A 25,235-nucleotide genomic window follows, 5' to 3' on the forward strand; every position below is an offset into this window, starting at 1 on the left:
TCGCGGATCCCAGCTGCCGGTCATGCGCGCCTCCCTCGGCTGAGCGCTGCGCCGATCGCGCCGACCAGCAGCAGCGCGGCGCCGCCGGCGAGCACGCCGAGCGCCCGGTGCTGCCGGCGGACCCGGCGGCGAACCTCGGCGTACGGAGTGGTGGAGAAGGACACCAGCTCGTACTGGGAAACGTACCGGCCGGGCAGCGCCCGTTCCAGTGCGTGCTCCACCCGCCGGCCGAGCTGGAAGACCGGGGAGGCGACCTTGTCCCGCATCTCCACGAAGTTGGTCAACGCCATCCTCGCGATGGCCTCGGCGTTCTCCTGCCGCCGCCGCTGGAACAGTGGCAGCGCCGCCGCCCAGTCGTCGGCGCACTCGTCGAGACAGCGGTCCAGCTCCACCACGTCCTCGAAGGCGCAGTTGGCGCCCTGGCCGTAGAACGGCACGATGGCGTGCGCCGCGTCGCCGAGCAGGCCGACCGTGCCGTTGACCTGCCAGGGTGCGCAGCGAACCGTGCCGAGCACGCCCACCGGGTTGTGCTGGTAGTCGTCCACCAGGTCCGGCGCCAGCGGGATCACGTCCGGGTAGTGCTGGGCGAAGTGCCGCTCGATCGCGGCCGGGCTGTCCAGCGAGGCGAAACTGCCGGCGCCCTGGTTGGGCCAGAACAGCGTGCAGGTGAAGGAGCGGTCCGGGTTGGGCAGCGCGATCATCATCGAGGTGCCGCGCGGCCATATGTGCAGCGCGTCCTCCTCCAGCGCGAAGTCCCCGCCCAGGGGCGGCAGGGTCAGCTCCTTGTAGCCGTAGTCGAGGAAATCCACGGTCTCGCTCAGCAGCCCGTGCGCCAGCAGCTGTCCGCGTACCGCGGAGCCCGCGCCGTCGGCTCCCAGCACCACCGACGCCTTCGCGGTGACCGGGCCCTGTGGAGTGTCGAAGGTCAGGCCGCCGTCGGTCGGGTCGAGCCCGACCAGCCGGTGATCGAAGACGATCCGCACGCCGGGCAGCGCGGCGGCCGCGTCCAGCAGGGCGTTGTTCAGCGCGCCCCGGCTGATCGAGTTGATCGCCCGGTCACCGGCGGCGCTGTACGACTGGAACTGCGGCTCCCCCTCGACCGGGTGGATCATCCGGCCGCGCATCGGCAGCGCGTCGGTCATCACCTGCTCGTCGAGGCCGATCCGGCGCAGCGCGTCCAGCCCCCGCTCGGAGAGCGCCAGGTTGATGGAGCGGCCCCGCTCGGCCGTACCGGTGCGCGGGTCCGGCCGGCGCTCGTAGAGCGCCACCGGGTAGCCGCGCCGGGCCAGGAAGCAGGCGGCCAGGCAACCGGCCAGCCCGGCGCCGATGATCGCGATCTCGTCGCGCCGCACCGTCATGAGGACACCTGCCCGACCGTCGCGGCGAGTGCGGCGGCGGCCCGCCAGCAGTCGTGGTACGTGGAGTAGAGCGGCACCGGGGCGAACCGGACGACGTCCGGCTCCCGGGCGTCCGCGATCACGCCGTGCTCGTGCCGCAGGCGCTTGGTCAGCTCGGCGGCGCTGCCGGCGCCGATCCGCACCGAGAGCTGGCAGCCCCGCCGGGCCGGGTCGCGCGGGGTGACGACGCGCAGCGGCCGGTCGGCGGTGACCTCGTCGAGCAGTTGCTCCAGCCAGCCGGTGAGCCGCAGGCTGCGCGCGCGCAACGCCGGCATGCCGACCGCGTCGAACAGCTCCAGCGAGGTGCGCACCGGGCCCATCGCGAAGATGGGCGGGTTGGAGATCTGCCAGGCCTCCACGGTGGCGGGCGGCCGGGACACCGGGGTCATCTCGAACCGGGTGGCCGCCGCGGTGCTCCACCAACCCTCGAAGCGGGGCAGGTCGGGATCGCCGAGGTGCCGCTCGTGCACGAAGACACCGGCCAGCGCGCCGGGCCCGGAGTTCAGGTACTTGTAGGAGCACCAGGCGGCGAAGTCGACGTCCCAGTCGTGCAGGGCCAGCGGCACATTGCCGACCGCGTGCGCCAGGTCCCAACCGACCACCGCGCCGGCCGCCCGGCCGGCGGCCGTGATCGCCGGGATGTCCAGCAGCTCGCCGGTCAGGTAGTTGACGCCGCCGAGCAGCACCAGCGCCACCCGGTCGCCCTCGGCGGCCAGGTATCCGGTCACGTCCTCGGTGCGCAGGGCATCCTCGCCGGGGCGCGGGCGCAGCCGGACCACGGTGTCGTCCGGGTCCAGGCCGTGGAACCGCGCCTGGCTACGCACCGCGTAGCTGTCCGAGGGGAACGCGGCGTCCTCGATGACGATGCGAGTGCGGGCGCCGGCCGGGCGGTAGAAGCTGACCATCATCAGGTGCAGGTTGACCGTGAGCGAGTTCATCACCACGGTCTCCGCGGGCCGGGCGCCGACCAGCCGGGCCGCCGGCGCCGTCAACAGCTCGTGGTACGGCAGCCAGGCCCGCTCCGCCTCCAGGTGCCCCTCGACGCCGAGCCGCTGCCAGGCGTCCAGGTCCGCGAGGAGTTCGGCACGGGTGGCCCGGGGCTGCAGGCCGAGCGAGTTGCCGGCGAGGTACGCCGACTCGGGGTGGCTGCCGCCGTCGGCCGGCGGCACGTGGAACAGGTGCCGGTGGCCCGGGTCGGCTTCGTCGAGGCGGTAGGCCTCTCCTTCAGGGGTGTGCACAGGGGTGTCTCGCTCTCCGGTCACATCGCGGTGCGGGCCGACCACAGCTCCGGGAAGACCACCCGGGCCATGCTGCGCTGCAACCACGCCAGCCCTGCGGAGCCGCCGCTGCCGACCTTGGCGCCCATTGTCCGCTGCACCGCCTTGACGTGGTTCCACCGCCAGTCGCCGAACTCCTCGGCGACCCCGCTCAGCGCCTCGCCGAGCAGCCGCAGGTGGTTGTCCGGGCCGGCGTCGGCGTAGATCCGTACCCAGGCCGCCTCGACCGACGGCAGCGGGTCATGCTCGACCGCCACGTCCCGGTCGAGCAGGTCGGCGGGGAGGTCGAAGCCGTGCCGGGCGAGCAGCGCGAGCACGTCGTCCCAGAGGCTCGGGCTGGCGAGGGCGGCGCTGAGCTCGGCGTACACCTCGGCCTGCCGGCGGAACGGCCGGATCAGCGCCGGGTCGCGCAACCCGAGCAGGAACTCCAGCTGCCGGTACATCGCCGACTGGAAGCCGGAGCCCTCGCCGAGCAGGTTGCGGAACCGGTTGAAGTCGGCCGGCGTCATCCAGCGCAGTCCCTGCCAGGCGGCGTTCAGCCCCTCCAGGTGCAGTTTGGCGCGGCGCAGCGGGGCCAGCGCGTCCCAGATCCGGTCGGCGCGCAGCAGTCGCTGGGTCTCCCGCAGCTCGTGGCAGGTCAGCCCGAAGTACAGCTCCATGATCTGGCTGACCACCAGGAAGGACATCTCACCCGGGTCGGCGCTGAGCGGGCGCTGCAACTGGTGCAGGGCGCTCGCCTGCACGTACGCGTCGTACGGCACCAGCTCGGCGAACTCCAGCGTCGGCTCGCCGCCGTTGCGGGCCGCGCGCGCGGCCCGCTGCCGCGGGGTCACCGGTCGCACCGTGGCGGCGCGGTTCGGCGCCCGCCGCTCCGTCTGATCCACCATTCGTCTCCCTCCCCCGGACTGGCCGACGTCATGATCTCGCGGTCAGATCGGGGTGCGGAATGCCGGATCAACGGCTCTTGCCAAGTTCAGCTGCCGAAACAAAGGCAGCTAGGCGAATTCGGTTCACGAAAGTAAGGTCTGAGCGTGGACGACATGGACTGGGCGCTGGTGCGCGAGTTGCAGGCCGACGCCCGGCTCTCCTTCAGCGAGCTGTCCCGCCGGGTGCACCTGTCCCCACCGGCGGTCGCCGAGCGGGTCCGACGGCTGGAGGAGGCCGGGGTGATCACCGGCTACCACGCCCACGTCGACCTGACCCGGGCCGGCCGCACCGTGGTCGCCCTGATCCGGATGTCCTGCTACGGCGCGCGATGCATCCTGCACGACCCCGCGGTGGCCGGCTGGCCGGAGATCCTGGAAATCCACCGAATCACCGGGGACGCGTGCAGCATGCTCAAGGTGGCGGCCGGTTCGATCGGCGAGTTCGAGGCGGTCATCGACAGACTCGCCCCGTACGGTCAGCCGTCGAGCACGATGGTCCTGTCCTCCCCGCTGGACTGGCAGCCGATCACCCCGCTCCCGTCCGCCGGCACCGGCTCCCGCCGCCGCTGACCCACCCGCACCCTGCCCCCCTGCGGGTTTGCCCCGGGGCCAGCGGGAAATCAGCGCGGTGCCCAGGGGAGGGTTCCGGCGGTCGTCGCCGGGAGGGGGAAATCATGCAGGGTCTTCGCACGATCAACCGCGCGATCTCGGCCGCCCTGACACTGGTCGGGCTGGTCGGGGCGTTCGTCCTGATGTCGGTCACGCCGGCGCGCGCCGGTGAGAACGCCTTCATCGAGGTGACGCCGAACAGCGTCCAGGCCGGAAGCCAGGTCAATATCCGGGCGAGCTGCGACAACAACAACAACGAGCAGGCCAACGTGCACTCCGACGCGTTCGGGCACGTGATGCTCAGACCGGACAAGGGGTTCCTGACCGGTGAGGTCACCGTCCCGGGCAACAAGGAGCCCGGCGACTACCCGGTCGAACTGCGCTGCCAGAACGGCCAGAGGGCCTCGACCACGCTGACCGTGTTGAACATGGCCTCGCCCAGCAAGGGACCGGCGACCGGGGGCGGCGGCACGGCCAGCGGTCGCGGCACCGGATCGCTGCTGGTGCTCGGCGGGGTGGCGCTGGTGGCCACCGCGGTGGCGCTCGGCATGGCCGGGGGCCGGCGTCGGACTGGGGCCGGCTCCTGAGCCGGATCAGCCATGAGCCGCAGAACCGCGCGTGCGCGGCCGGACCGCGGTGCCCGCTTCCGGGCCGGGGCGACGCTGCGCGCCTCCGGCCGGCTGCTGGCCCGCGCCTCCGGCCGGCTGCGCCGGGTCGCGGGGCAGGCGGTGTCGGCCAGCGTCGCCACCACCGATCCGGCCGCCCGCCCACTGCCGCCACGCCGCCCGGCCGGGTCGCCGCTGGCCCGGCGGCGGCTGGGCACCGGACCGGGGGTGCCGGTGCTGGCCGTCGCCGCGTTGATGGTGCTGATCGTGGCGATGCTCGGCGTCGAGCAGGTGACCGGGATCAACATGCTGCCCGACCGGCTCAGCGCCGGCCTGCGGCCGCCGCCGAAGAAGTTCCCGGTGCTGCCGGCCAGCCGGCCGACGGGTCTCGCCATCCGCACGCTGGACGTGCAGGCGCCGGTGCATGACGTGGGCATCGCCCCGGACGGCACCATCGCCGTGCCGGACGCGGCCCGCGCCCAAGAGGCCGGCTGGTACGACCAGGGCCCCACACCCGGACAGTACGGTCCCGCGGTGATCGTCGGGCACGTGGACACCACCAGCGGGCCGGCGGTCTTCCACCATCTGCGGGAGCTGCGTTCCGGCGATCAGATCGAGGTCACCCGCTCCGACGGCAGCGTGGCCGTCTTCGAGGTCGACTCGGTGGAGCGGTTCGACAAGGGCCGGCTGCCGGTGGACGAGGTGTACGGCGACTTCAGCCGTCCGAGCCTGCGGCTGATCACCTGCGGCGGCCGCTGGGTCGGCGGCGAGACCGGCTACTCGGACAACGTGGTGGTGTTCGCTTCGTTGGTCAAGGCGCGTGGGGGTTAAGGTTTGGGGTCGGGGTGCGGGGTTTGCGGGAGCCCGACCCGCTCCGGGCGGTCAGGCTTGATCCCTGCGCGGGTCGGGCTCCCGCAAACCCCGCCGCCTGCCGGCTGCGCCTTGCGCCACCGAGCTCATGGGTAGCTTCAGGCCAGTTGCGGCTTCGGGGGTCAGGCGGCGGCTTCGGGCTCTCGCAGGTCGAGCCAGTCGGCCCAGCGCGGGTCGGGTGCCCGGTGCCCGAGCACCCGCCAGGCGGTGCCCTTCGGCGCGGCCGGCAGGGCGTGCAGCCGCCAGCCCAGCTCGGCCGGGGTCTTGTCGCCCTTGGTGTGGTTGCATCGCGCGCACGCGGCGACCACGTTCTCCCAGGCGTGCCGGCCGCCCCGGCTCCGCGGGAAGACGTGGTCGATGGTCTCCGCCGGGCCTCGGCAGTAGGCGCACCGCCACCCGTCCCGGGCGAAGATCGCCCGGCGGGACAGCCCGACGTGGGTGCGGTAGGGAACCCGGACGAAGCGGGTCAACCGGACGACCGACGGCACCGGGAGCGCGTCCCGCGCGCTGTGCAGGATGCCGTCACCGTCGGCGACGCAGACCGCCTTGGCGGAGAGGACGAGGATCGCGGCTCGACGCACCGACACGACGCACAGCGGCTCGTAGGTGGCGTTGAGGACCAACGCGCCGGAGCCCACCGTGGGTCGTATGTCAGGCATCGCGCTCACCCTCCCGGTTCAGCGGCTGCTGGGCGCCGCCGCCGACCAGGGTGGGGCACGACGGCCCACACGGTCGACGCCGGTCCGATCACCGACGTCCGTTGCGCCAATAGTCCCTGATCGGACCCCGGATTGCACGTACTAATCTCTCTTCTGGTAAGCGGATCACCCGCACCGGGACGGATCACCGCTGTGGCCTGGGCGAACTCTGCTGTTACCGGACAGTGGTGAACAGCCCTTGCCGGCCTCAGCTGTGCCGGATCCGCGCCCGATGATCTTCAGCCTCGCCCCCTGGCTCGCGCCGTTCAACCGATCCGGCAGCCCGTGGTCCGGTCCAGTGGAGATCGGCGAAGAATCTTGCGCCGAGGCCCCTCTAAGCTCCGCTGCTCGGCGTGTAAGCAGAGCAGGAGGTGGCGTGTGGATGCCGACCGGCAGTCGTTCGAGGCGTACGTGCAGGCCCGTGGTCCGGGTCTGTCTCGGCACGCCTACCTGCTCACCGGCGATCACCACCTCGCCGAGGATCTGGCCCAGCAGGCTCTGCTGCGGGTCGCCGGCCGGTGGAAGCGGGTGGTGGCCAACGGCGATCCGGACCCGTACGTGCGTCGAGTCCTCTACCACCAGCACGTCTCCTGGTGGCGGTGGCGGTACCGCCGGGTCAGGGAGACTCCGCTCGACACCATCGATCGGCCGGTGCCGGACGAGGCGGACGCGGTCGCCGTATCGCTCGCGGTCCGGGCGGCGCTGGCCCGGCTCGCACCCCGGCAGCGCGCGGCGATCGTGCTGCGGTATTTCGGCGATCTCAGCGAGGCACAGATCGCCGAGACGCTCGGCTGCCAGGTGGGGACGGTGAAGAGCCAGCTGCGGGACGGGCTGGCCCGACTGCGGGTGCTCGCCCCGGAGTTGGCGGGGCGGTTGGAGGTGCAGTCGTGAGCGATCAGGTGCTGACGGAGACGCTGCGTCGGATGGCCGACGAGTCGCGCCCTGCACGGATCTCGCCGGATATCTGGCGACGAGGGCGACGCCGACGCCGACGCCAGGTCGGGGCGGTGCTGGGGACGCTCGTGGCGGTGTTGGTCAGCGTGCCACTGCTGCTGCCCGCGCTGCCGGACGCCGGTCCCGTGCCGACCAGCCCGGACCGGCCGGTGGTGCCGTCGCGGGCCTACCCACCGCTGACCGGAGAGGCAACCATCAACGAGGACCCACCGGGGCCGGCGGTCCTGCTGGTGACCGGCGACCGAGAGCTTCGCGGCAGCGACATCTGGGGCTGGGAGGGGCGCAGCCTGGTAGTGGCGGCCGACGGCAGCTACCGCCTGGCCCGCACGGTCGGGGAGACCACTGCGGGAACCGGCGGTCTGCTGCTCTCGCCCGACGGTCGCCAGCTGGCCGCTCAACCCGGGCTGGAGGGCAGCGACTGGCCCGACGACCCGCTCGGCACAACCATGATCGTCGACCTGGCCAGCGGTCAGATGCGGCACTATGCCGGTGGCCTGCCGGTCGCCTGGGCCCCGGATGGCCGGTCGCTGCTGGTCATGTCACACACCCTCGACGGGCAGCTGGGGCGGTTGAGCCTGCTCGACCCGGCTACCGGGGCGCTGCACCAGCTCCCCCGAATCACCGGGGCGTTCCACACCGGCAACGTCGCCGCCTTCGCCCCGGACGGCTCCCGCCTCGCCGTGGCGACGACTGACGCGCTGTACATTGTCGACCTGGCCGCCAGCACGACACGCACCCTTGGTGCCCTCACCCCACGCGACCGCCTCGCCGGGCCCGGTGCCTGGACGCCCGACGGCAACCGGCTTGCCACCTGGGCAATTGGCGACTGCGAGGACGGCGGCAGCTGCGACGAGAAACGCCTGGCCGGGCGGCAGATCCGGATCGAGTACCGGGACGCGGCCACCGGCGCCCCGGCGAGCGGGCCAGCACTGCCCCCCGCACGAGGCCTGGCCGCCAGGCTGCTCGGCTGGCAGCGCGACGGTGACGCCGTCGTCGCCGAGTACCAGCCGGAAGAGGGAACGATCAAGCGGCCGGACGACCCCCTCTGGTCCGAAACCGGCTGGTGGCAGGTCGGCGCGGTCGAGCTGCGGGAGTTCCGCCCGGACGGGTCCCGCCCCACGTTGGTCGAGCTGCCTTCCAGCGCCCTCTTCGTCGACGTACCCGCCAACCTGCTGGACAACTTCGGCGGACCGTCGCCGTCGTGGCCCGAGGGGGCCATCCGTCGGCTGCTCGCCATATGGTGGCCCGTCGGGCAGTTCCTGGTGGCGCTGGTCGGACTGGTGCTGCCCCTGGTGGGCTGGCGGCTGGTCGCCCGACGACGGATGGCACCCGGTTCGACGGCTGCTCGTACTTGATCGGTCCGGATAGGATCGCCGGTCGTGACCCCGAACTCGCGCCGGCTGTCCGCCCTACTGAAGCCGCTTCGGAGCTGGGCGCCGGCGCTGGTCCTGTTGGGGGCGGTGGTCGCGGCCACGGGGGTCGTGGCCGTCGGACTGCGCGGTTCCCCCACCGCACCGTCCCGGGCTGTGCTGGTCTCCAGCGGTGCGTGGGCACCGTTCGTGGGTCCCGATCTGCCCGACGGCGGGCCGGTCACGGAGTTGGTCGTCGAACTGCTCAGCCGCTCCGGATACTCCCCCGAGGTCAGGTACACATCGTGGTCCCTGGCCGAGGAGAAGGTCTCCTCCGGTGCCTCCATCGGGGCGTTTCCGCTGGTGGGCAGCGAGTCACGGCGTACCAAATTCCTCCTCTCCGACCCGCTCATCGACTTCGAGTACGTGCTGTTCTACAACCGCCGCCGCGGCGAGCCGAAGATCTCGTCCGCCGGCGACCTCGGTGCGTTACGGGTGGGCGGCATCGCCGGGTACGACTACTGGGACGAGCTGGAGTCCGCGGTTCCCGAATTCGTGGAGTTCGGATCGGCCCTGGAGGGCTTCCGGGCGCTCGCCGACGGCCGGATCGACCTGCTCGCCGAGGGGCTGCTCTCCGGGCAGGCGGTGCTCGCCGACCCGTCCTTCGCCGGTGACGCCGCGGACTTCGGTCACCTCCAGGGCGACAACCGGCTGGTGCATTCGGTGCAGGGCCTGCACTTCATGATGGCGGACACCGACGAGGGCGCCTCGGTGATGGCGAAGCTCAACGCGATGCTCAGGACGATGCGCCAGAGCCAGGAGTACGAGGACATCGTCGCCGAACTCGAACCGTCCGCGTCCCACGAGGTGACCCTGACTCCGGTCGCCGCGTCGGGTCTGGTGGAACTCCTCGACCAGGACGGCAAGCCGGTTCTGCTTGCCCCGAGGGGCACCAGGGCGCGAGTGCTGGCCTGGCCCGAGGCGTTCGTCGGCACCGCAGGCCCGCCGCCGGCACAGGTCCTCGTCAAGGTGAAGGTCACCAACGGTCCCGCGCAGGGCCGGGTGCTTCACGTCGATGCCCGTGCCCTGCTGCTCGATCCGGTGACCTGATGATCCAGCTACGGACCCTGGCCCCGGTCGCGGTGGACTACTACGCCGTACCGGGTGCGTCGCTGCGCGATCCGCACGGGTACGCGCGGTTCTGGGCCGAACAGCAGCCGGCGGTGGACGAGTTGCTGGCGGGACTGACCCCGGGCCCGGTGGCGGATCGGCCCCGACGCCCCCCGTCCGTCGTGCTGGAGCACACCCGGGCCACACGGTCGTTCAATCTCTACCGCACCATCGATGACCACGCCATCGAGCGCACGATGCACGTCCTCACCGGCACGCTGTACCCCGAGCATCTGCCAGCCGCGTTCAGCGGCGTCACCACCGCCCCGCATGCCGGGGTCATCGAGATCAGTTTCCGGCTCTACGACCACGGCCTGATGTTGCTCGAGATACTGGCGGACGTTGATCCGCGGCCGACCGAGGACACCGACGGCCTGGCGAGCCGCCTCGACGAACTCCAGGCCCGAGCGGTGGCGATGGGTGAGCGGGCAGCGCGGGAGATCGTCGCGCGGTACCTGGACCCGCTGCTGCGCCTGCTGCGTCAGGCCGACCGGGACAGCCGGATCCTGGCCACGGCGACCCCTGACGGCGACCCGTTGACGGCGGAGTTCGGGGAACCGCTCTGGGTCACCCGTAGCCTCGTACTCGATCCGGCCGAGCCCGGAGCCGATGCGGTGACGCGGCACTGGATCAAGGACGTGGTGATCGCCGACGACGTCCGCAGCCCGGCGGACCGGCTGCTCGACGGCGACCTGGAGCATCTGATCCGCTGGCTGAACTACATCTTCCTGGACCGCACCGGGGCAGGCGGCCGGATGCTGCCCGGCGACCCGTTCCGCGACCAGTGGGACGCCCTGCGCTACGCGCAGGTGTTCTACGGCGCGCTGGACCGGATCGACGCCCGGCTGTCGAAGATTCTCGCAGATTCGGCGGCGGCCGGTTCCCGCTGGGAACTGGAGCAGCTCAGGGGGAACCTGTTGGGGCTGAGTCAGCGCGCCGAGCTGATCATGATGGAGCGCCAGGACCTGTCGAAGTACCTCAAGCGCGCGGTACGGACGGAGATGGACGCCATCCTCGAGTTCTGGGACTACGAGAGCCTCCTGGCGCAGCCGGTCCGGTTCAAGATCGAGATCTGTGACCGGCGCCTGGCCGAACTCGCCGCACGGCGCACCGCCCGTTCGGCGATGTTCACCGACCTCATCCTGCTGGGTATCGGTGTGACGTCGATCCTGGGAACGGCGCTCGCGGTCACCGAGTTCGGGCGCTCGTTGGCCAACGACCCGGGCATGGCGGTCTCCGACCTGGGACGGTCGTCCATCATGGGATGGATCGCCGGGCAGCCGGCGGACGCCGTCCTGATCACGTCCGGCATAGTGTCGCTGCTGTTGGTGATCATGTATTTGTTCTTCCGTCGCGACCGGACCTGATGCGAACAGCCCTGCGCAGTCGCCCGATCCGGACGCTGGCGATCACCCAGTTCCTGCTCGAAGTGCAGTTCTGGTTTCCCATCTGGCTGATCTACCTGCTCGACCTGGGCTTCCCTCTGACGACGGCGGTACTCGCCGACGGAGCGTTCCGGATCGTCTCGGTGATCTGCGAGTTCCCGGTGGGGCTGGTCGCCGACCGGATCGGGCGGCGGGCCACCTATCTGACGCTGGCCGGTGCGACGGTGCTGACCTTCACCGTCATTACGCAGATCCGGTCCGTGCAGGTGCTGTTCGGAGCGTGGGTGCTCTGGGGTGTGCTGTGGGCACTGTCGTCCGGCGCGGCCAGCACCTACCTGTACGAACTGTGCGCCCAGGACCCTCTCGACATCGACCCGGCCAGGGCCATCGGGCTGGTACGGGCGGTCGGCAACGTGTCCGTACTCGTCTCGCTGCTGGCCGCCGGCTACCTGTACGACGTGGACCACCGGCTCCCGTTCGCCGTCACCGCCGTGCTGGCCGCGGTCGCGTTCCTGCTCGCGTACACGCTGCCGGAGATCGCCGGCTCACGGGTGGTCGCCACGCTCTCCTCGGTGCTGGCGGACATCCGGGGCGCGGCAGCCGACCCCCGGGTACGCCGGGCCGTGCGGCTGGGGGCGCTGCTGCTGCTGTTCGGCTGGAGCGCCCGCATCCTGTTCCAGCCACTTGCGCTCCATCTGGGCCTGACCGCGCAGGTCACCGGATGGATGTACGGGGTGTTCGCGGCCGCCTCGGCGCTCGGTGGGCTGGTCGCCGGATACGTCCGCCCGCGGCACCGCCCGGGTGCGCTGAGCGCCGCGTTCCTCCTCATCCTCGCCGCGCTGGTGGCGATCAACCAGATGGACCGGCTCGGCCCGTTCCTCTTCCTGCCGATGATGGGATTCGGATACACCCTCGGCCTGACGGTGCTGGAGGTCTTCACCAACGAGGTCACCCCGCGAGCGGTGCGCGCCACGATATTCGGGGTGATCGCCTGTGTCGGCGGTGTCGGCATCGCCGTGGCCCGCCCCGGTCTCGGGATACTGGCGGAGCGGCACTCCACGTCTTTCGCGTTCGGGATCTGGGCCGGCACAGGCGTGGTGCTGATCAGCCTGGCGGTGCCTGGAATCCGCCGGATCCGGATGGCCGCCGGCCCTGCACCCGACCGCTGAGCGGCGGCAGGTCACCGGCCGGTGGGTCGGCGGCGGGCGCTCGGCTTCCTTACGGTACGAAGACAGGGTGAGTGCCGCCAGCGTGACGCCCCTTGCCCTGTCCACCGCCACGTCGGTGAACTGCCAGGGCAGTTCCTCCTGCGAGTTCCTGTACCGAATGACCCACTCGGCCTGGTTCGCCGAGGGCAGCTACTGGATCCTGCTCAAGCCGCTGCGAGTACTGCTGATCGTGGCGCTGGCGATGTTCGCCCGATGGGCGCTGCACCGGACGATCGACCGGTTGGTCCGGACCACCACCGACGGTGCGGTGCCGACGATGCTGCGGCCACTGCGCGAACGGGTGCCCACCGCCGCGGTCGACCCGACCGAGTTCGTGCCGGAGCGGCGTCGGCAGCGGGCCGAGGCGATCGGCTCGGTGCTACGCAGCCTGACCACCGCGTTCGTCTTCGGCATCGCGCTGCTGATGATCCTGCGTGAGTTCAGCTTCGACCTGGCTCCGCTGCTGGCCAGCGCCGGGATCGCCGGTGTCGCGCTGGGCTTCGGCGCCCAGAGCCTGGTCAAGGATCTGATCGCGGGGTTGTTCATGCTGATCGAGGACCAGTACGGCGTGGGTGACACCGTCGACCTGGGCGAGGCGACCGGTGTGGTCGAGTCGGTCGGGCTGCGGGTCACCACCGTGCGCGACGGTCGCGGTGTGCTCTGGTACATCCGCAACGGCGAGATCATCCGGGTGGGCAACAAGAGCCAGGGATGGGCCCTAGTGGTGGTGGACCTCCCGATCGGCTTCAGCGGCACCGAGGAGGCGACCGCCGTGCTGCGGACCGCGGCCGCCTCGGTGGCGGTGGACCCGGAACTGTCGCCGGAGATCGTGGAGGCGCCGGAGGTGCTCGGCGTCGAACAGATGACGGTGGACGGCGCGGTGATCCGGACGGTGGTGAAGACGACCGCCGACGGGCAGTTCGCGGTGGGACGGGAGCTGCGCCGGCGGCTGGCGGAGGCGCTGGAGAACTCGGGGATCACCGCACAGATCGCCTCGTCGCGCATCTATCCCGGTCTACTGAACCGGCCGATGGCCGACGGCGAGACTGGTCAGGGCGGCGCGACCTGACCCGGCGGGCACTGTCCGCGAATCCAGGGGTCGCGGGCCACCCGGCCCCTCAGGTATCGTCCGTTCGTTCAGTCGGGGATGCGACGAATGATCCGTTAGCGCTAGCTAGTTGTCAGACGATCGGGCAGAATCCGGAGCACGCGTTCCCGCCGGAGCGTGATCACATCCTCGTTGATCCGTAGATCTGACGAGTGTTCCCGGCCGGGCTGCCACGAGCGGTCCCCCGGGGGCCGATGGAGGCGACGGTGCCCGACGAGCGACCTTCTGCGGAAGGCCCGGCCACTTTCCGCGAGGTGTTCGACCAACGCGAGTTCCGGGCCGTCTTCACGGCCGGCGCCCTCTCCTGGGTCGGTGACTACGTCGCCAAGGCCGCCGTCACCCTGCTCGTCTACCAGCAGACCGAATCCGTCGCGCTCTCCGCCGCCGCCTTCGCGGTCAGCTACCTGCCCTGGCTGCTCGGTGGCCCTCTGCTCGCCGCGCTGGCGGAGCGCTACCCGTACCGACGGGTGATGGTGGCGTGTGACGTGATCCGGATGGCGCTTATGCTGCTCATCGCCATCCCCAACCTGCCCATCCCGGCGGTGCTGGTGCTGATCTTCGCCGCCACGCTGGCCAACCCGCCCAGCCAGGCGGCGAAGTCCGCGCTGATACCGCAGATCCTCGCCGGGGACCGGCTGGTGGTCGGGTTGTCGCTGAACAGCAGCATCGGGCAGGCTGCCCAGGTCGTCGGCTACCTGCTCGGCGCCGCCGTCGCCGCGATCGACCCGGGGCTCGCGCTCCTGATCAACGCGTTGACCTTCGCCGCCTCGGCGCTGCTCGTCCGCCTGGGCGTCCGCGACCGGGCCCCGCTGATGACCACCGCGCACCGCAGCCACCTGCTCCGCGAGACCGCCCAGGGGTTCCAGATCGTGTTCGGCACACCGGTGCTGCGGGCAATCGCGGTGCTGGTGTTCAGCGCGATGCTCTTCTCGATCGTTCCGGAGGGGCTGGCCGCGGCCTGGGCCAACAAGGACGCCGGCGGCGACCTGGACGCGGGCGTGGCGCAGGCGGTGATCATGGTGGCCAACCCGGTCGGTTTCATCCTCGGCGGGCTGCTGGTGAGCCGACTGTTCGGTCCGGCACGCCGGCTGGCCCTGATGCGGCCGCTGGCCGTGTTCGCCCCACTGGTGCTCGTGCCGGCGCTGTTCGACCCGCCGCCGCTGGTGGTGGCGCTGCTCGCGGCCCTCTGCGGGTTCGCGGTCGCCGGCATGCTGCCGATGGCCAACGGGCTGTTCGTCCAGGCGCTGCCCGCCGCTTTCCGGGCCCGCGCGTTCGGCGTGATGGCCACCGGCGTGCAGGTCATCCAGGGTGTGGCGGTGCTGGTCACCGGGTTGCTCGCCGAGCGGTTCGCCATCCCGCTGGTGGTCGGGGTGTGGAGCGCGGCCGGGGTGCTGCTGATGACGGTGGCCGCGCTGCGGTGGCCGGACCAGCAGACGGTGAACGGGACGATCGCGGCAGCGGTCGCGGCCAACGCCGAGTCACCGGTCAGCCAGCCAGATCCGGACGGCCCGACCTCCGGCGGCGCGGCGGCGGGCCCCGAGCCGCGGACCGGTGACGGCCGCCGCCGGCACGCGGTCACCTGAGCCGGTCCCTGCGGGCTCCGACGGGAGCGGGCCGGCGTGACCCGACGCACGGCGTCCGGGTCGGGCTGACGCAGGCCACACCTGGCAGGATGGAACGGTGAACCCCGCAGGCGAATCCGACCGTCCCGGTGCGTCGACAACCCTCTTCGAGGCGATCGGCGGCGAGCCCACCTTCCGCAAGCTGGTGGACGAGTTCTACGCCGGCGTCGCCACCGATCCCCTGCTCCGGCCCATGTACCCGGAGGAGGACCTGGGCCCGGCGGCGGACCGGATGGCCCTGTTCCTGATGCAGTACTGGGGCGGGCCGAACACCTACTCCGCCCAGCGGGGGCACCCGCGGCTGCGTATGCGGCACGCCCCGTTCCGCATCGGCCTGGCCGAGCGGGACGCCTGGCTGCGGCACATGCGCCGCGCCGTGGACCGGCTCGAACTGGAGCCTGAGGTCGCCGGCGCGCTCTGGGACTACCTGGAGCGGGCCGCGTACTTCATGGTCAACGCCACGGAGGATGCGGCCGACGGCGCCTGACGGGCCCGTCCCGGCGCCCGCCCGGCGGCAGCCTCAGAGCAGCGCGCCCTCGTCGTGCAGCCAGTCCACGAAGCTGGTGGCCACCGCGGCGCCGCAGTCGAGCATCTCGACCAGCAGGGCGTCGTGGGTGCCGGCGGCGAGCGGCACCTGAAGCTCGGCGTAAATCGGTAGCTGCCCGCGTTCGGTCGGGTCACCGATGTACGCCTTGCAGAACCGTCGGGTGTGGTTCCACTCGTTGACCACCCGGTAGGCCCGGTCGGCCCAGTCCGGCGGCACCGTGGCGTGCGGACGGGCCCGCATCACCAGGATCTCGTCCTCCGGCCCCTCGAGGGTGACCAGCACGGCGTGCCGCTCCCACATGGCCAGCAGGTTGCCGTCGCCGTCGGCCAGGTATCGCACGTCGAGCAGATCGAGTGCGTCACAGACCCGGCGCAGGCTCACCGCCTCGACGGTGGCCGGCATCTCGGTCAGCACGGGCCGCTCGTTGCCCGGGCAGTCGTCCCCCGGCTGGCGAGGGCTGGGCGGTCCGACCCGGACCGCGCTCTCCACTGTGATCCCGCTTCGGGTTTCCGGATCGCCGCCCTCGGCGGGACCCGGGCGCCATGACCACCACGGCATCGCTCGTCGCACCTCACTCCCCAGCGGATCCAGCCGCCTACGGTGCGTTGGATCCGAGGATGGACGGTACCCGGACAGCCGGGTTGAAGCATCCCCCCAACGACCGCCCCAGCCCATAAGAATGACCAGGGGTCATCCGTTCAGACGAGTCCCCAGGGGCGTCACGGCGAGATCCGTGGCCTTCTGCAACCAGGCCGCTCCGTATGGTCCCACCAGGCCGACCCAACGGCCGGCAACCCGCACCTGGACGGCCGCCTCCGCGGACGCGCCCACGGGGCGGTCCGCCGTGCCCAGGAAGCCCATCCGGATCAGCCCCTGCACCAGTCGCTGCGGCACCTCCACCGGCGGGCCGGGCGGGTCGTCCGGAGTGACCAGCACGGCCACGTGGTCGAGCAGCGCGTCGCGCAGCGCGCGCTGGCCCACCGCGCGGCCGGCCACGCCGTGCTCACTCGCGGCCCGCAGGGTGCCGGCCGCCGCGCCCGCGATCCGCCACAGCTCGGCGGCGGGCAGCGCCTCCACCGGCCGGCTGCGGGGCGGCGGCAGCGGCCACCGCCACTGCGCGTCCCGGCGTGCCGGCAGGGCCACGCCCCCGCGCTCCAGCTCCGCCAGCAGCTCCGGGGCCGCCACCGTGACGTCCGTGGACGTGCCGTCGGCCGGACCGCCGTCCACGGTCCGGACCACCAGCACCTGCCACGGCAGCCGGGCCCAGAGAGCGACCCGGCCGGCGGCGCCGGCCGGCCGCAGCCGGACCGGCGCGACGGGATCCAGCCGGACCAGCCTGGCCAGGAAGGCGCCCGCGTCGGCCACGCCGGTGAGGCCGTGCCCGGGCGCCGGCGCCTCCGCGCGGTCCGGCCCGGCCGCGCCCGGCCGGGTCACGCCGCGCCGCCCTGCGGGGCGTAGGTGAGCAGGAACTCCCGCTCCTCGGCGGTGATCCGCCGGGGCACCTGGCGGGTCAGGTCGAACGGCACCAGCACCGAGCGGGCCCGGCTGGCCAGCACCTCGCCGTCGTACAGCTCGTAGGCGACGGTGAACCGGGAGGCCCGGATCTCCTCCACCCACAGCTCGATCCGGACGGTGGGCGCGGCCTCCGCGGTGGCCCGACCCAGCGCGTAGTCGACCGGGCGCAGGTAGTCCACCTCGTGCCGGCGGATCACCACCCCGTCGGCGAACGAGCCGACCCCCCAGGCCCGGCCGCCGGCGAACATCAACGCCACCCGCGCCTCCTCGTACAGGGTGAGGAAGCGCGAGTTGTTGACGTGGCCGTACGCGTCCAGGTCGGACCAGCGCAGTGTGCAGTGGTAGACGAACCGGTCAGACACCTTCTCGGCCGGTCAGTCGCGGGTCAGCTTGCGGTAGGTCACCCGGTGCGGCCGGGCGGCCTCCGCGCCGAGGCGGTCGATCTTGTTCTTCTCGTACGCCTCGAAGTTGCCCTCGAACCAGAACCACTTCGAGGGGTTCTCGTCGTCGCCCTCCCAGGCCAGGATGTGCGTGGAGACCCGGTCCAGGAACATCCGGTCGTGGGAGATGACCACGGCGCAGCCGGGGAACTCCAGCAGCGCGTTCTCCAGGCTGGAGAGGGTCTCCACGTCCAGGTCGTTCGTCGGCTCGTCGAGCAGGATGACGTTGCCGCCGATCTTCAGGGTCAGCGCCAGGTTGAGCCGGTTGCGCTCGCCGCCGGAGAGCACCTTGGTCGGCTTCTGCTGGTCCGGTCCCTTGAAGCCGAATGCGGCGATGTACGCCCGCGACGGCATCTCGACCTTGCCGACCATCAGGTAGTCCAGGCCGTCGGAGACGACCTCCCAGACGGTCTTGTCACCGTCGAGGCCCTGCCGGTTCTGGTCGACGTACGACAGCGAGACGGTGGGGCCGACCCGGACCTCGCCGCCGGTCGGCTCCTCCAGCCCGACGATGGTCTTGAACAGCGTGGTCTTGCCGACGCCGTTCGGGCCGATGATGCCGACGATGCCGTTACGCGGCAGCGAGAACGACAGGTCGTCGATGAGCACCCGGTCGCCGAAGCCCTTGGTGAGGTGGGATGCCTCGATGACCGTGCTGCCCAGGCGCGGGCCCGGCGGGATCTGGATCTCCTCGAAGTCCAGCTTCCGGGTCTTCTCCGCCTCGGTGGCCATCTCGTCGTACCGGTCCAGGCGGGCCTTGGACTTGGTCTGCCGGGCCTTGGCGTTGGAGCGGACCCACTCCAGCTCCTCGGTGAGGCGCTTCTTCATCTTGGCGTCGCGGCGACCCTCGACGGCCAGCCGGGCGGCCTTCTTCTCCAGGTACGTGGAGTAGTTGCCCTCGTACGGGTAGGTGCGGCCGCGGTCCAGCTCCAGGATCCAGTTGGCCACGTTGTCGAGGAAGTACCGGTCGTGCGTGATCGCCATGACGGTGCCGGCGTACTTGGCGAGGTGCTGCTCCAGCCAGGAGACGCTCTCCGCGTCCAGGTGGTTGGTGGGCTCGTCGAGCAGCAGCAGGTCGGGCGCCTCCAGCAGCAGCTTGCAGAGCGCGACCCGGCGGCGCTCACCACCGGAGAGCTGCGTCACGTCGGCGTCCGGCGGCGGGCAGCGCAGGGCGTCCATGGCCAGCTCGAGCTTGGAGTCGATGTCCCACGCGTCGGCGTGGTCGAGCTCCTCCTGGAGCTTGCCCATCTGCTCCATCAGCTCGTCGGAGTAGTCGGTGGCCATCTGCTCGGCGATCTTGTTGAACCGCTCCAGCTTGGCCTTGGTCTCGGCGACCGCCTCCTCGACGTTGCCGAGCACGGTCTTGGCGTCGTTGAGCGGGGGCTCCTGGGCGAGCATGCCCACGGTGTAGCCGGGCATCAGCCGGGCCTCGCCGTTGCTCGGCTTGTCCAGCCCTGCCATGATCTTGAGGAGGCTGGACTTACCGGCACCGTTCGGGCCGACCACACCGATCTTGGCCCCCGGCAGGAAGTTCAGCGTCACGTTGTCGAGCACGACCTTGTCGCCGTGCGCCTTGCGCGCCTTTTCCAGGACGTAGATGAACTGGGCCACGGTGCGGGCTACCTCCGTCGGTTGCTGTCGCATGATCGGCGGCGCGGCGCGGGCTGCGACCTCCGCCCGCCGCCGCCGGCCGGGAGCCGGCCGCGCGCACGCCATCGTCAATCCTGACAGGTACGGCCCGCTTCGCCCACATCACCCCGCCCCAGGAGTACGTCGTGCCGCTCACCGAACCACCCTGTCAACAAGATCACGATTCCGATTCAGCCCCCGCGGAGCGGGTACGGAACTCCGGCACGGGGCAACAGAGGCCGCAGCTACGCTCAGTACGCTCATCGCGGTGGACCCGTCAGTACCCGGAGGTGGCCGATCGTGACCGTCCGTAGCTCCTTTGTCGTAGTGGCGAACCGTCTGCCGGTCGACGAGGTGAGCACACCTGAGGGACGGCAGTGGCGACGCAGCCCCGGCGGGCTGGTCACCGCGCTGCATCCCGTGCTCGCCGAGCACCAGGGGACCTGGGTCGGCTGGGCCGGCGGCACCGGTGCCGCCCCCGAGCCGTTCGACCTGGAGGGCATCCGGCTGCACCCGGTCCCGTTGAGCGCCGAGGAGTTGGAGCGCTACTACGAGGGCCAGTCCAACGCGACGATCTGGCCGCTCTATCACGACGCGGTGGAGACGCCGGCCTACAAGCGCCGCTGGCGGGAGGCGTACCGCCTGGTCAACGCGCGGTTCGCGGAGGCCGCGGCGGACGTCGCGGCCGAGGGCGCGACGGTGTGGGTGCAGGACTACCAGCTCCAGCTCGTCCCGGCGATGCTCCGGGAGCTGCGGCCGGACCTGCGGATCGGCTTCTTCCTGCACATCCCGTTCCCGCCGATCGAGCTGTTCATGCAGATGCCGTTCCGCACCGAGATCCTGCGCGGCCTGCTCGGCGCCGACCTGGTCGGCTTCCAGCAGCGGCTCGCGGCGCAGAACTTCGTCCGGCTGGCCCGGCACCTGCTCGGGCTCCGCTACGAGGGGCAGATGATCCAGGTCGACGGCCGGCAGGTGAAGGCGGGCGCCTTCCCCATCTCGATCGACACCCAGGAGATGGAACGGATGGCCGCCGACCCGGCGGTCCAGGCCCGGGCCAAGCAGATCCGCGCTGAACTGGGTGACCCGAAGACGATAATCCTCGGCGTGGACCGCCTGGATTACACCAAGGGCATCGAGTTGCGGCTGAAGGCTTTCCGGGAGCTCCTGGCTGACGGAAAGTTGACAGTTCCGGACGCGGTTATGGTGCAGGTGGCCACGCCGAGTCGGGAACGGGTCGAGCATTACCAGGCTCTTCGGGTCAAGGTGGAGCGCGAAGTTGGTCGGATTAATGGTGAATTCGGCAGGGTCGGCGTGCCTGCGGTGCACTACCTGCATCAGTCGTACAGTCGCAGTGAACTGGCCGCGATGTACGTCGCTGCCGACGTGATGATGGTGACCCCGCTGCGAGACGGAATGAATCTGGTGGCCAAGGAGTACGTCGCATCGCGCGCCGACCAGGGTGGCGCGCTCGTGCTCAGTGAATTCGCCGGCGCCGCGACCGAGCTGCGCCAGGCCTTTTTGTGTAACCCGCACGACCCGGACGCAGTCAAGGACGCCCTGCTCCGGGCCGTGCACGTGGAGAAAACCGAGGCACGCCGCCGGATGCGGACAATGCAACGTCACCTGCGTACCCACGACGTGGGGCACTGGGCCAAGTCTTTCCTCTCCGAGCTCGGAGTCTCGGAGGCGGAGGCCGCGTGAACACGTCCGTCAACGACGGAGCGGCGATCGCCACCGGGGTGATGGACCCCGAGCTGCGCTCGGCCATCGGGCGGATCGCCCGGGTCCCCCAGCTCCTGATCGCGTGCGACTACGACGGCACCCTGGCGCCGATCGTGGAGGACCCGAGCACGGCCGTACCGCTGCCCGAGTCGGTGGCCGCGATCCGCGCGCTCGCCGCGCTGCCGCAGACCACCGTTGCGGTGGTCTCCGGCCGGGCGCTGCGCGACCTGGCCGCACTCTCCCGGCTGCCCAGCGAGGTGCACCTCGTCGGCAGCCACGGCTCCGAGTTCGACATCGGCTTCGTCGAGCGGCTCTCCCCCGAGCTGGTCGCGGTACGCAACCGGGTCCGGGACGCGCTGCGCGAGATCGCCGCCGAACATCCCGGCATCCGGCTGGAACGCAAGCCGGCCAGCGTCGCGGTGCACACCCGGGGGGTCGACCCGCAGATCGCCGCCGCGGCCATCGAGGCGGTCCGCAACGGGCCGGCCACCTTCGACGACGTCACGGTCACCCAGGGCAAGGAGGTCATCGAGCTCTCCGTGGTGGCCACCCACAAGGGCACCGCGGTCGACCAGCTGCGAACCCAGCTCGCGGCCAGCGCGGTGCTCTTCATCGGCGACGACGTGACCGACGAGAACGCGTTCGGCAACCTGCACGGTCCGGACGTCGGCATCAAGATCGGTCCCGGGGACACCCAGGCCGACTACCGGGTGGCCGAGCCGCTCGAAGCGGCCCGCGCGCTCGCGCTGCTGCTGGAGACCCGACGGCACTGGCTGTTCGGCGAGCGGGCGGTGCCGATCGAGCGGCACTCCATGCTGTCCAACGGCCGCACCGTCGCGCTGCTCACCCCCGACGCCAAGGTCAGCTGGCTGTGCCACCCCAAGCCGGACTCGGCGGCGATCTTCGCCGACCTGGTCGGTGGCAGCCCGGCGGGCCACTTCAGCATCACCCCGGAACGCGGCGGCATCCCGCTGGGCCAGCGCTACCGCTCCGGCACGATGACCGTGGAGACTCGGTGGTCCGGGCTCACCGTCACCGACTGGCTGGACAAGCCGGCCCGGGAGACCACCCCGGACGGCCCGGTCGTGGTCACCGGCGACTCGACCCTGATCCGGGTGCTCACCGGCAGCGGCCGGGTCCGGCTGGAGTTCGCGCCGCGGCCCGAGTTCGGTCAGGTCGCCGTGCAGTTGCAGCCGCTCGGCGACGGCCTGCTGGTGCTCGGCTCGAACGAGCCGATCGCGCTCTACTCCCCCGGCGTGGAGTGGCAGGTCGGCAACGACGGCGGCTACGAGACCGCCAAGGCGGTCGTCGACCTCTCCGCCGCCGGCGGGCAGGTCGTGCTGGAGCTGCGCTTCGGCACGCACAGCCTGGAGCATCACCGGGTGCCGATCCACGACCGGCAGGCCGCGGCCGAGCAGCCGTGGAAGGACTGGGTCGCCTCGCTGCGGCTGCCGTCCACCTCCCGTGACCTGGTCGCCCGCAGCGCGCTCACCCTGCGCGGGCTGTACCACGAGGCCACCGGTTCGATCCTGGCGGCGGCGACCACCTCGCTCCCCGAGGAGCTGGGCGGCGTCCGCAACTGGGACTACCGCTACTGCTGGCTCCGCGACGCGGCACTGACCGCCCGCGCGCTGGTCGACCTGGGTTCCCTCGAGGAGGCCGAGGGGTTCCTGCGCTGGGTCGACGGCTGCATCGAGCGCACCGGCGGGCACCCGGAGCGGCTGCACCCGCTCTACACCATCGACGGCTACGAGCTGGGCGCCGAGGCGGTCATCGACACCCTGCCCGGGTACGCCGGCTCCCGGCCGGTCCGGGTCGGCAACCTCGCCAATCACCAACTCCAGCTGGACGTCTTCGGCCCGATCGCCGACCTGATCGCAGCGGTCGCCGACGCCCGCGGCTCGGTCCGTGAGGACGAGTGGCGGGTGCTGGACAACATGGTCGAGGCGGTCCGCCGTCGTTGGCACGAGCCCGACCACGGCATCTGGGAGGCCCGGCTGCCACCCCGGCACCACATCTTCTCGAAGGTGATGTGCTGGATGACCGTTGACCGGGCGCTGCACGTCATGCGCCAGCACGGCGGCGAGGACCGGCCCGAGTGGAAGGATCTGCGCGACCGGATCGCCGCCAACGTGCTGGAGCACGGCTGGCACGAGGAGGTCGAGGCGTACAGCGTCGCGTACGGCGACGAGGACATGGACGCCTCGTCGCTCTGGATCGGGCTCTCCGGCCTGCTTCCGGGCGACGACCCGCGCTTCCTGTCCACGGTGCTGCGGATCGAGGCGGACCTGCGCAGCGGGCCCGTCGTCTACCGCTACCACTGGGACGACGGCCTGCCCGGCCGTGAGGGCGGCTTCCACATCTGCACGGCGTGGCTGATCGAGGCGTACCTGCGCACCGGCCGCCGCACCGACGCCGAGGAGCTGTTCGCGCAGATGGTGCTCACCGCCGGTCCGACCGGTCTGCTCCCCGAGCAGTACGACCCGCTGGCCGAGCGCGGGCTGGGCAACCACCCGCAGGCGTACAGCCACCTCGGTCTGATCCGGTGCGCCCTGCTGCTGGACAACATGCTCAAGCAGTAGCCGACCGACCGCCAGTTCGACGACGGGCCGGAGCTTCACTGCTCCGGCCCGTCGGCTGTCCCTGGGCAGCCCCGTGTCGTGGCCGGCCGGCCGGCCGTCGATGCTGCCGACCGGTGGGGCCGGGACTACCCGGCACGCCCTTTGCTCTGCTTCAGTCCACGCAACACAAACGGCCTCTCAGTGTTGCGTGGGCTGAAGCAGAGCAAAGGATGCCCGAAGCGGGGTGTCCCCCCCGGCTCCTGTGTCGCGTCACTGGCTCCAGCACCGCACGCCGGGGCATCCCGCACGTCGAAGCCCCGCACGCCGATGCCCTGAACGGCGAAGCCTCGTGCGCCGAGCCGGCGCGTCGAAGCGCGCGGCAAGGCCCGCTGCCAACCGTCAGCTGTCCAGCGCGTGCACGACGTCGCCCACCACGACGACGGCGGGCGGGCGCAGGTCGGCGGCGAGCGCCTCGGCGGCCACCGCGCCGAGTGTCGACCGCAGCACCCGCTGGGCGCCCGTCGTGGCCTCCTGGACGACGGCGGCCGGCATCTGCGGAGACCGACCGTGGGCGATGAGGGTGGCCGTGATCGCGGCGAGGTTCTTCAAACCCATGAGGATCACCAGGGTGCCGCGCAGGCCCGCCAGCGCCTCCCAGCGCACCAGGGAGGCCGGCGAGTCGGGTGCCAGATGCCCGGACACCACGGTGAACTCGTGCGACACAGCCCGGTGGGTGACCGGGATACCGGCCGCGGCCGGGGCGGCGATCGAGCTGGTCACCCCGGGGACCACGGTCACCGGTACGCCGGCTTCCGTGCACGCCAGCAGCTCCTCGCCGCCCCGGCCGAAGACGTACGGATCGCCGCCCTTCAGCCGGACCACGAAGGCGCCGGCCAGGGCACGGTCGACCAGGATCCGGTTGATCTCCTCCTGGGTCCGGGACGGGCCGTACGGGATCTTCGAGGCGTCCACCAGCTCGACGTCGGGGCGCAGCTCGTCCAGGAGCAGCCCGGGCACCAGCCGGTCGGCGACCACCACGTCCGCCTCGGTCAGCAGCCGCCGGCCCTTCACCGTGATCAGCTCCGGGTCGCCCGGTCCCGCCCCGACCAGCGCCACCCGTCCGCCAGCGTCAGGAAGGGACCCTGCCTCTACCGCAGGCGTCGACAGGGGGCCCTTTCTTGCACCGAGGAGGTCGCGAATGGCGTCGCGGACGGTCATCGCGCGGCGCGGGTCGCCGCCACCGAGCACCGCCACGGTGACCGGGCCGTGCCGGGTCACCGCCGGGGTCCAGGCCGTGGCGGCCGTCCGGTCGTCGGCGCGGACGCAGAAGATCCGCCGCTCGGCGGCGGCCGCGCTCACCGACTCCGCCGCGACGGGGTCGTCGATCGCCACCTGGACCAGCCACGCCCCGTCCAGGTCATCCGGCTCGAACCGGCGCGGCACCCAGCGCAGCCGGCCCGCGTCCGCGCGGGCGCGCAGCGCCGGGGTCAGCTCCGGCGCCACCAGCAGGACGTCCGCGCCGGCATCCAGCAGCGCCGGGACCCGTCGGGTGGCGACCGCGCCGCCGCCCACCACGACCACCCGCCGCCCGTCGAGCCGCAGACCGAGCGGGTACGGGTTGGTACTCACGCCGCCGCCGCGCT

At 71.8% G+C, this 25,235-nt stretch carries 22 protein-coding genes; 13 read left to right on the forward strand and 9 right to left on the reverse strand.

The features are described 5' to 3' along the window. Nucleotides 1–20: 20 nt before the first annotated feature. Genes BUS84_RS17190 through BUS84_RS17200 form a run of 3 tightly spaced genes read right to left on the reverse strand, consistent with a single transcriptional unit; the run spans nucleotide 21 to nucleotide 3,558 of the window. Nucleotides 21–1,358, reverse strand: coding sequence for an FAD-dependent oxidoreductase (locus BUS84_RS17190; RefSeq protein WP_074313822.1), 1,338 nt, complete (start codon nucleotides 1,356–1,358; stop codon nucleotides 21–23). After that, a complete protein-coding gene (gene kynU, locus BUS84_RS17195) occupies nucleotides 1,355–2,680 on the reverse strand; it encodes a kynureninase (protein WP_425293456.1) in 1,326 nt (441 codons plus the stop codon). The genes BUS84_RS17190 and kynU overlap by 4 nt, the downstream gene beginning before the upstream one ends. Beyond that, nucleotides 2,656–3,558, reverse strand: coding sequence for a tryptophan 2,3-dioxygenase (locus tag BUS84_RS17200; RefSeq protein ID WP_074318874.1), 903 nt, complete (start codon nucleotides 3,556–3,558; stop codon nucleotides 2,656–2,658). Before BUS84_RS17200 ends, kynU begins: the two co-directional genes overlap by 25 nt. Before the next feature lie 147 nt (nucleotides 3,559–3,705). On the opposite strand from BUS84_RS17200, the gene BUS84_RS17205 reads away from it, so the two are divergent. The 3 genes from BUS84_RS17205 to BUS84_RS17215 all read left to right on the forward strand — a co-directional run bounded on the left by BUS84_RS17205 (nucleotide 3,706) and on the right by BUS84_RS17215 (nucleotide 5,645). Further along, nucleotides 3,706–4,170, forward strand: coding sequence for an Lrp/AsnC family transcriptional regulator (locus BUS84_RS17205; protein ID WP_074313827.1), 465 nt, complete (start codon nucleotides 3,706–3,708; stop codon nucleotides 4,168–4,170). Nucleotides 4,171–4,274: 104 nt separating this feature from the next. Next, nucleotides 4,275–4,796 (forward strand): hypothetical protein, encoded by a 522-nt coding sequence (locus BUS84_RS17210; protein WP_074313829.1) that lies wholly within the window; start codon nucleotides 4,275–4,277, stop codon nucleotides 4,794–4,796. A gap of 75 nt (nucleotides 4,797–4,871) precedes the next feature. Further along, a complete protein-coding gene (locus tag BUS84_RS17215) occupies nucleotides 4,872–5,645 on the forward strand; it encodes a class F sortase (protein WP_244298873.1) in 774 nt (257 codons plus the stop codon). A 161-nt stretch (nucleotides 5,646–5,806) separates the two neighbouring features. Here BUS84_RS17215 and BUS84_RS17220 read toward each other — a convergent pair whose 3' ends face one another. Continuing rightward, the gene (locus tag BUS84_RS17220) at nucleotides 5,807–6,343 is read right to left on the reverse strand and encodes an HNH endonuclease (protein WP_074313833.1); all 537 of its coding nucleotides are present in this window, start codon (nucleotides 6,341–6,343) and stop codon (nucleotides 5,807–5,809) included. 417 nt (nucleotides 6,344–6,760) lie between these two features. On the opposite strand from BUS84_RS17220, the gene BUS84_RS17225 reads away from it, so the two are divergent. The 8 genes from BUS84_RS17225 to BUS84_RS17260 all read left to right on the forward strand — a co-directional run bounded on the left by BUS84_RS17225 (nucleotide 6,761) and on the right by BUS84_RS17260 (nucleotide 15,665). Then, entirely contained in the window at nucleotides 6,761–7,273 is a 513-nt protein-coding gene (locus BUS84_RS17225; RefSeq protein ID WP_074313835.1) for a SigE family RNA polymerase sigma factor, read from the forward strand. Next, entirely contained in the window at nucleotides 7,270–8,691 is a 1,422-nt protein-coding gene (locus BUS84_RS17230) for a TolB-like translocation protein (protein WP_143728449.1), read from the forward strand. Before BUS84_RS17225 ends, BUS84_RS17230 begins: the two co-directional genes overlap by 4 nt. Nucleotides 8,692–8,715: 24 nt before the next feature. Further along, a complete protein-coding gene (locus tag BUS84_RS17235) occupies nucleotides 8,716–9,795 on the forward strand; it encodes a substrate-binding periplasmic protein (protein WP_074313838.1) in 1,080 nt (359 codons plus the stop codon). Continuing rightward, nucleotides 9,795–11,222, forward strand: a complete 1,428-nt coding sequence (locus BUS84_RS17240) for a P-loop NTPase family protein (RefSeq protein WP_074313840.1) — start codon at nucleotides 9,795–9,797, stop codon at nucleotides 11,220–11,222. Before BUS84_RS17235 ends, BUS84_RS17240 begins: the two co-directional genes overlap by 1 nt. Beyond that, entirely contained in the window at nucleotides 11,222–12,409 is a 1,188-nt protein-coding gene (locus BUS84_RS17245) for an MFS transporter (RefSeq protein WP_074313842.1), read from the forward strand. The genes BUS84_RS17240 and BUS84_RS17245 overlap by 1 nt, the downstream gene beginning before the upstream one ends. A 115-nt stretch (nucleotides 12,410–12,524) precedes the next feature. Next, on the forward strand, nucleotides 12,525–13,517 hold the full coding sequence (locus tag BUS84_RS17250) for a mechanosensitive ion channel family protein (RefSeq protein WP_425293489.1): 993 nt from the start codon (nucleotides 12,525–12,527) through the stop codon (nucleotides 13,515–13,517). A gap of 233 nt (nucleotides 13,518–13,750) precedes the next feature. After that, nucleotides 13,751–15,139, forward strand: a complete 1,389-nt coding sequence (locus tag BUS84_RS17255) for an MFS transporter (RefSeq protein ID WP_074318876.1) — start codon at nucleotides 13,751–13,753, stop codon at nucleotides 15,137–15,139. Nucleotides 15,140–15,236: 97 nt separating this feature from the next. Beyond that, entirely contained in the window at nucleotides 15,237–15,665 is a 429-nt protein-coding gene (locus BUS84_RS17260) for a globin (RefSeq protein WP_074313843.1), read from the forward strand. A 33-nt stretch (nucleotides 15,666–15,698) separates the two neighbouring features. On the opposite strand, the gene BUS84_RS17265 is transcribed toward BUS84_RS17260, so the two are convergent. The 4 genes from BUS84_RS17265 to ettA form a co-directional block, all read right to left on the reverse strand. After that, nucleotides 15,699–16,283 carry a type III secretion system chaperone family protein gene (locus tag BUS84_RS17265; RefSeq protein WP_074313845.1) on the reverse strand — a complete coding sequence of 195 codons (585 nt, stop codon included), beginning with the start codon at nucleotides 16,281–16,283 and terminating at the stop codon, nucleotides 15,699–15,701. Nucleotides 16,284–16,415: 132 nt separating this feature from the next. Continuing rightward, nucleotides 16,416–17,159, reverse strand: a complete 744-nt coding sequence (locus tag BUS84_RS17270) for a DUF8185 domain-containing protein (RefSeq protein WP_074313847.1) — start codon at nucleotides 17,157–17,159, stop codon at nucleotides 16,416–16,418. After that, entirely contained in the window at nucleotides 17,156–17,602 is a 447-nt protein-coding gene (locus BUS84_RS17275) for an acyl-CoA thioesterase (RefSeq protein WP_074313848.1), read from the reverse strand. The genes BUS84_RS17270 and BUS84_RS17275 overlap by 4 nt, the downstream gene beginning before the upstream one ends. A 12-nt stretch (nucleotides 17,603–17,614) precedes the next feature. Continuing rightward, nucleotides 17,615–19,291: an energy-dependent translational throttle protein EttA gene (gene ettA, locus BUS84_RS17280; RefSeq protein ID WP_074318877.1), complete on the reverse strand. Its 1,677-nt coding sequence runs from the start codon at nucleotides 19,289–19,291 to the stop codon at nucleotides 17,615–17,617. Nucleotides 19,292–19,609: 318 nt separating this feature from the next. On the opposite strand from ettA, the gene BUS84_RS17285 reads away from it, so the two are divergent. Both BUS84_RS17285 and otsB read left to right on the forward strand, forming a co-directional pair. Continuing rightward, nucleotides 19,610–21,010: an alpha,alpha-trehalose-phosphate synthase (UDP-forming) gene (locus tag BUS84_RS17285; protein ID WP_074313851.1), complete on the forward strand. Its 1,401-nt coding sequence runs from the start codon at nucleotides 19,610–19,612 to the stop codon at nucleotides 21,008–21,010. Nucleotides 21,011–21,051: 41 nt separating this feature from the next. Beyond that, entirely contained in the window at nucleotides 21,052–23,613 is a 2,562-nt protein-coding gene (otsB, locus tag BUS84_RS17290; protein ID WP_074318878.1) for a trehalose-phosphatase, read from the forward strand. Between the two features lie 378 nt (nucleotides 23,614–23,991). On the opposite strand, the gene cobA is transcribed toward otsB, so the two are convergent. Continuing rightward, nucleotides 23,992–25,221: a uroporphyrinogen-III C-methyltransferase gene (gene cobA / locus BUS84_RS17295; protein ID WP_074313853.1), complete on the reverse strand. Its 1,230-nt coding sequence runs from the start codon at nucleotides 25,219–25,221 to the stop codon at nucleotides 23,992–23,994. Nucleotides 25,222–25,235 lie beyond the last annotated feature (14 nt).

Origin of the sequence: Micromonospora cremea (assembly GCF_900143515.1) — a bacterium.
Classification (GTDB): Bacteria; Actinomycetota; Actinomycetes; order Mycobacteriales; family Micromonosporaceae; genus Micromonospora; species Micromonospora cremea.

Bases quoted from the DNA above. Each gene is read 5' to 3' on its own strand.
- BUS84_RS17190 (WP_074313822.1), bottom strand. From the start codon at position 1,358: ATGACGGTGCGGCGCGACGAGATCGCGATCATCGGCGCCGGGCTGGCC.
- BUS84_RS17210 (WP_074313829.1), top strand. From the start codon at position 4,275: ATGCAGGGTCTTCGCACGATCAACCGCGCGATCTCGGCCGCCCTGACA.
- BUS84_RS17220 (WP_074313833.1), bottom strand. From the start codon at position 6,343: ATGCCTGACATACGACCCACGGTGGGCTCCGGCGCGTTGGTCCTCAAC.
- BUS84_RS17240 (WP_074313840.1), top strand. From the start codon at position 9,795: ATGATCCAGCTACGGACCCTGGCCCCGGTCGCGGTGGACTACTACGCC.
- BUS84_RS17245 (WP_074313842.1), top strand. From the start codon at position 11,222: ATGCGAACAGCCCTGCGCAGTCGCCCGATCCGGACGCTGGCGATCACC.
- BUS84_RS17255 (WP_074318876.1), top strand. From the start codon at position 13,751: ATGGAGGCGACGGTGCCCGACGAGCGACCTTCTGCGGAAGGCCCGGCC.
- BUS84_RS17265 (WP_074313845.1), bottom strand. From the start codon at position 16,283: ATGCCGTGGTGGTCATGGCGCCCGGGTCCCGCCGAGGGCGGCGATCCG.
- otsB (WP_074318878.1), top strand. From the start codon at position 21,052: ATGGACCCCGAGCTGCGCTCGGCCATCGGGCGGATCGCCCGGGTCCCC.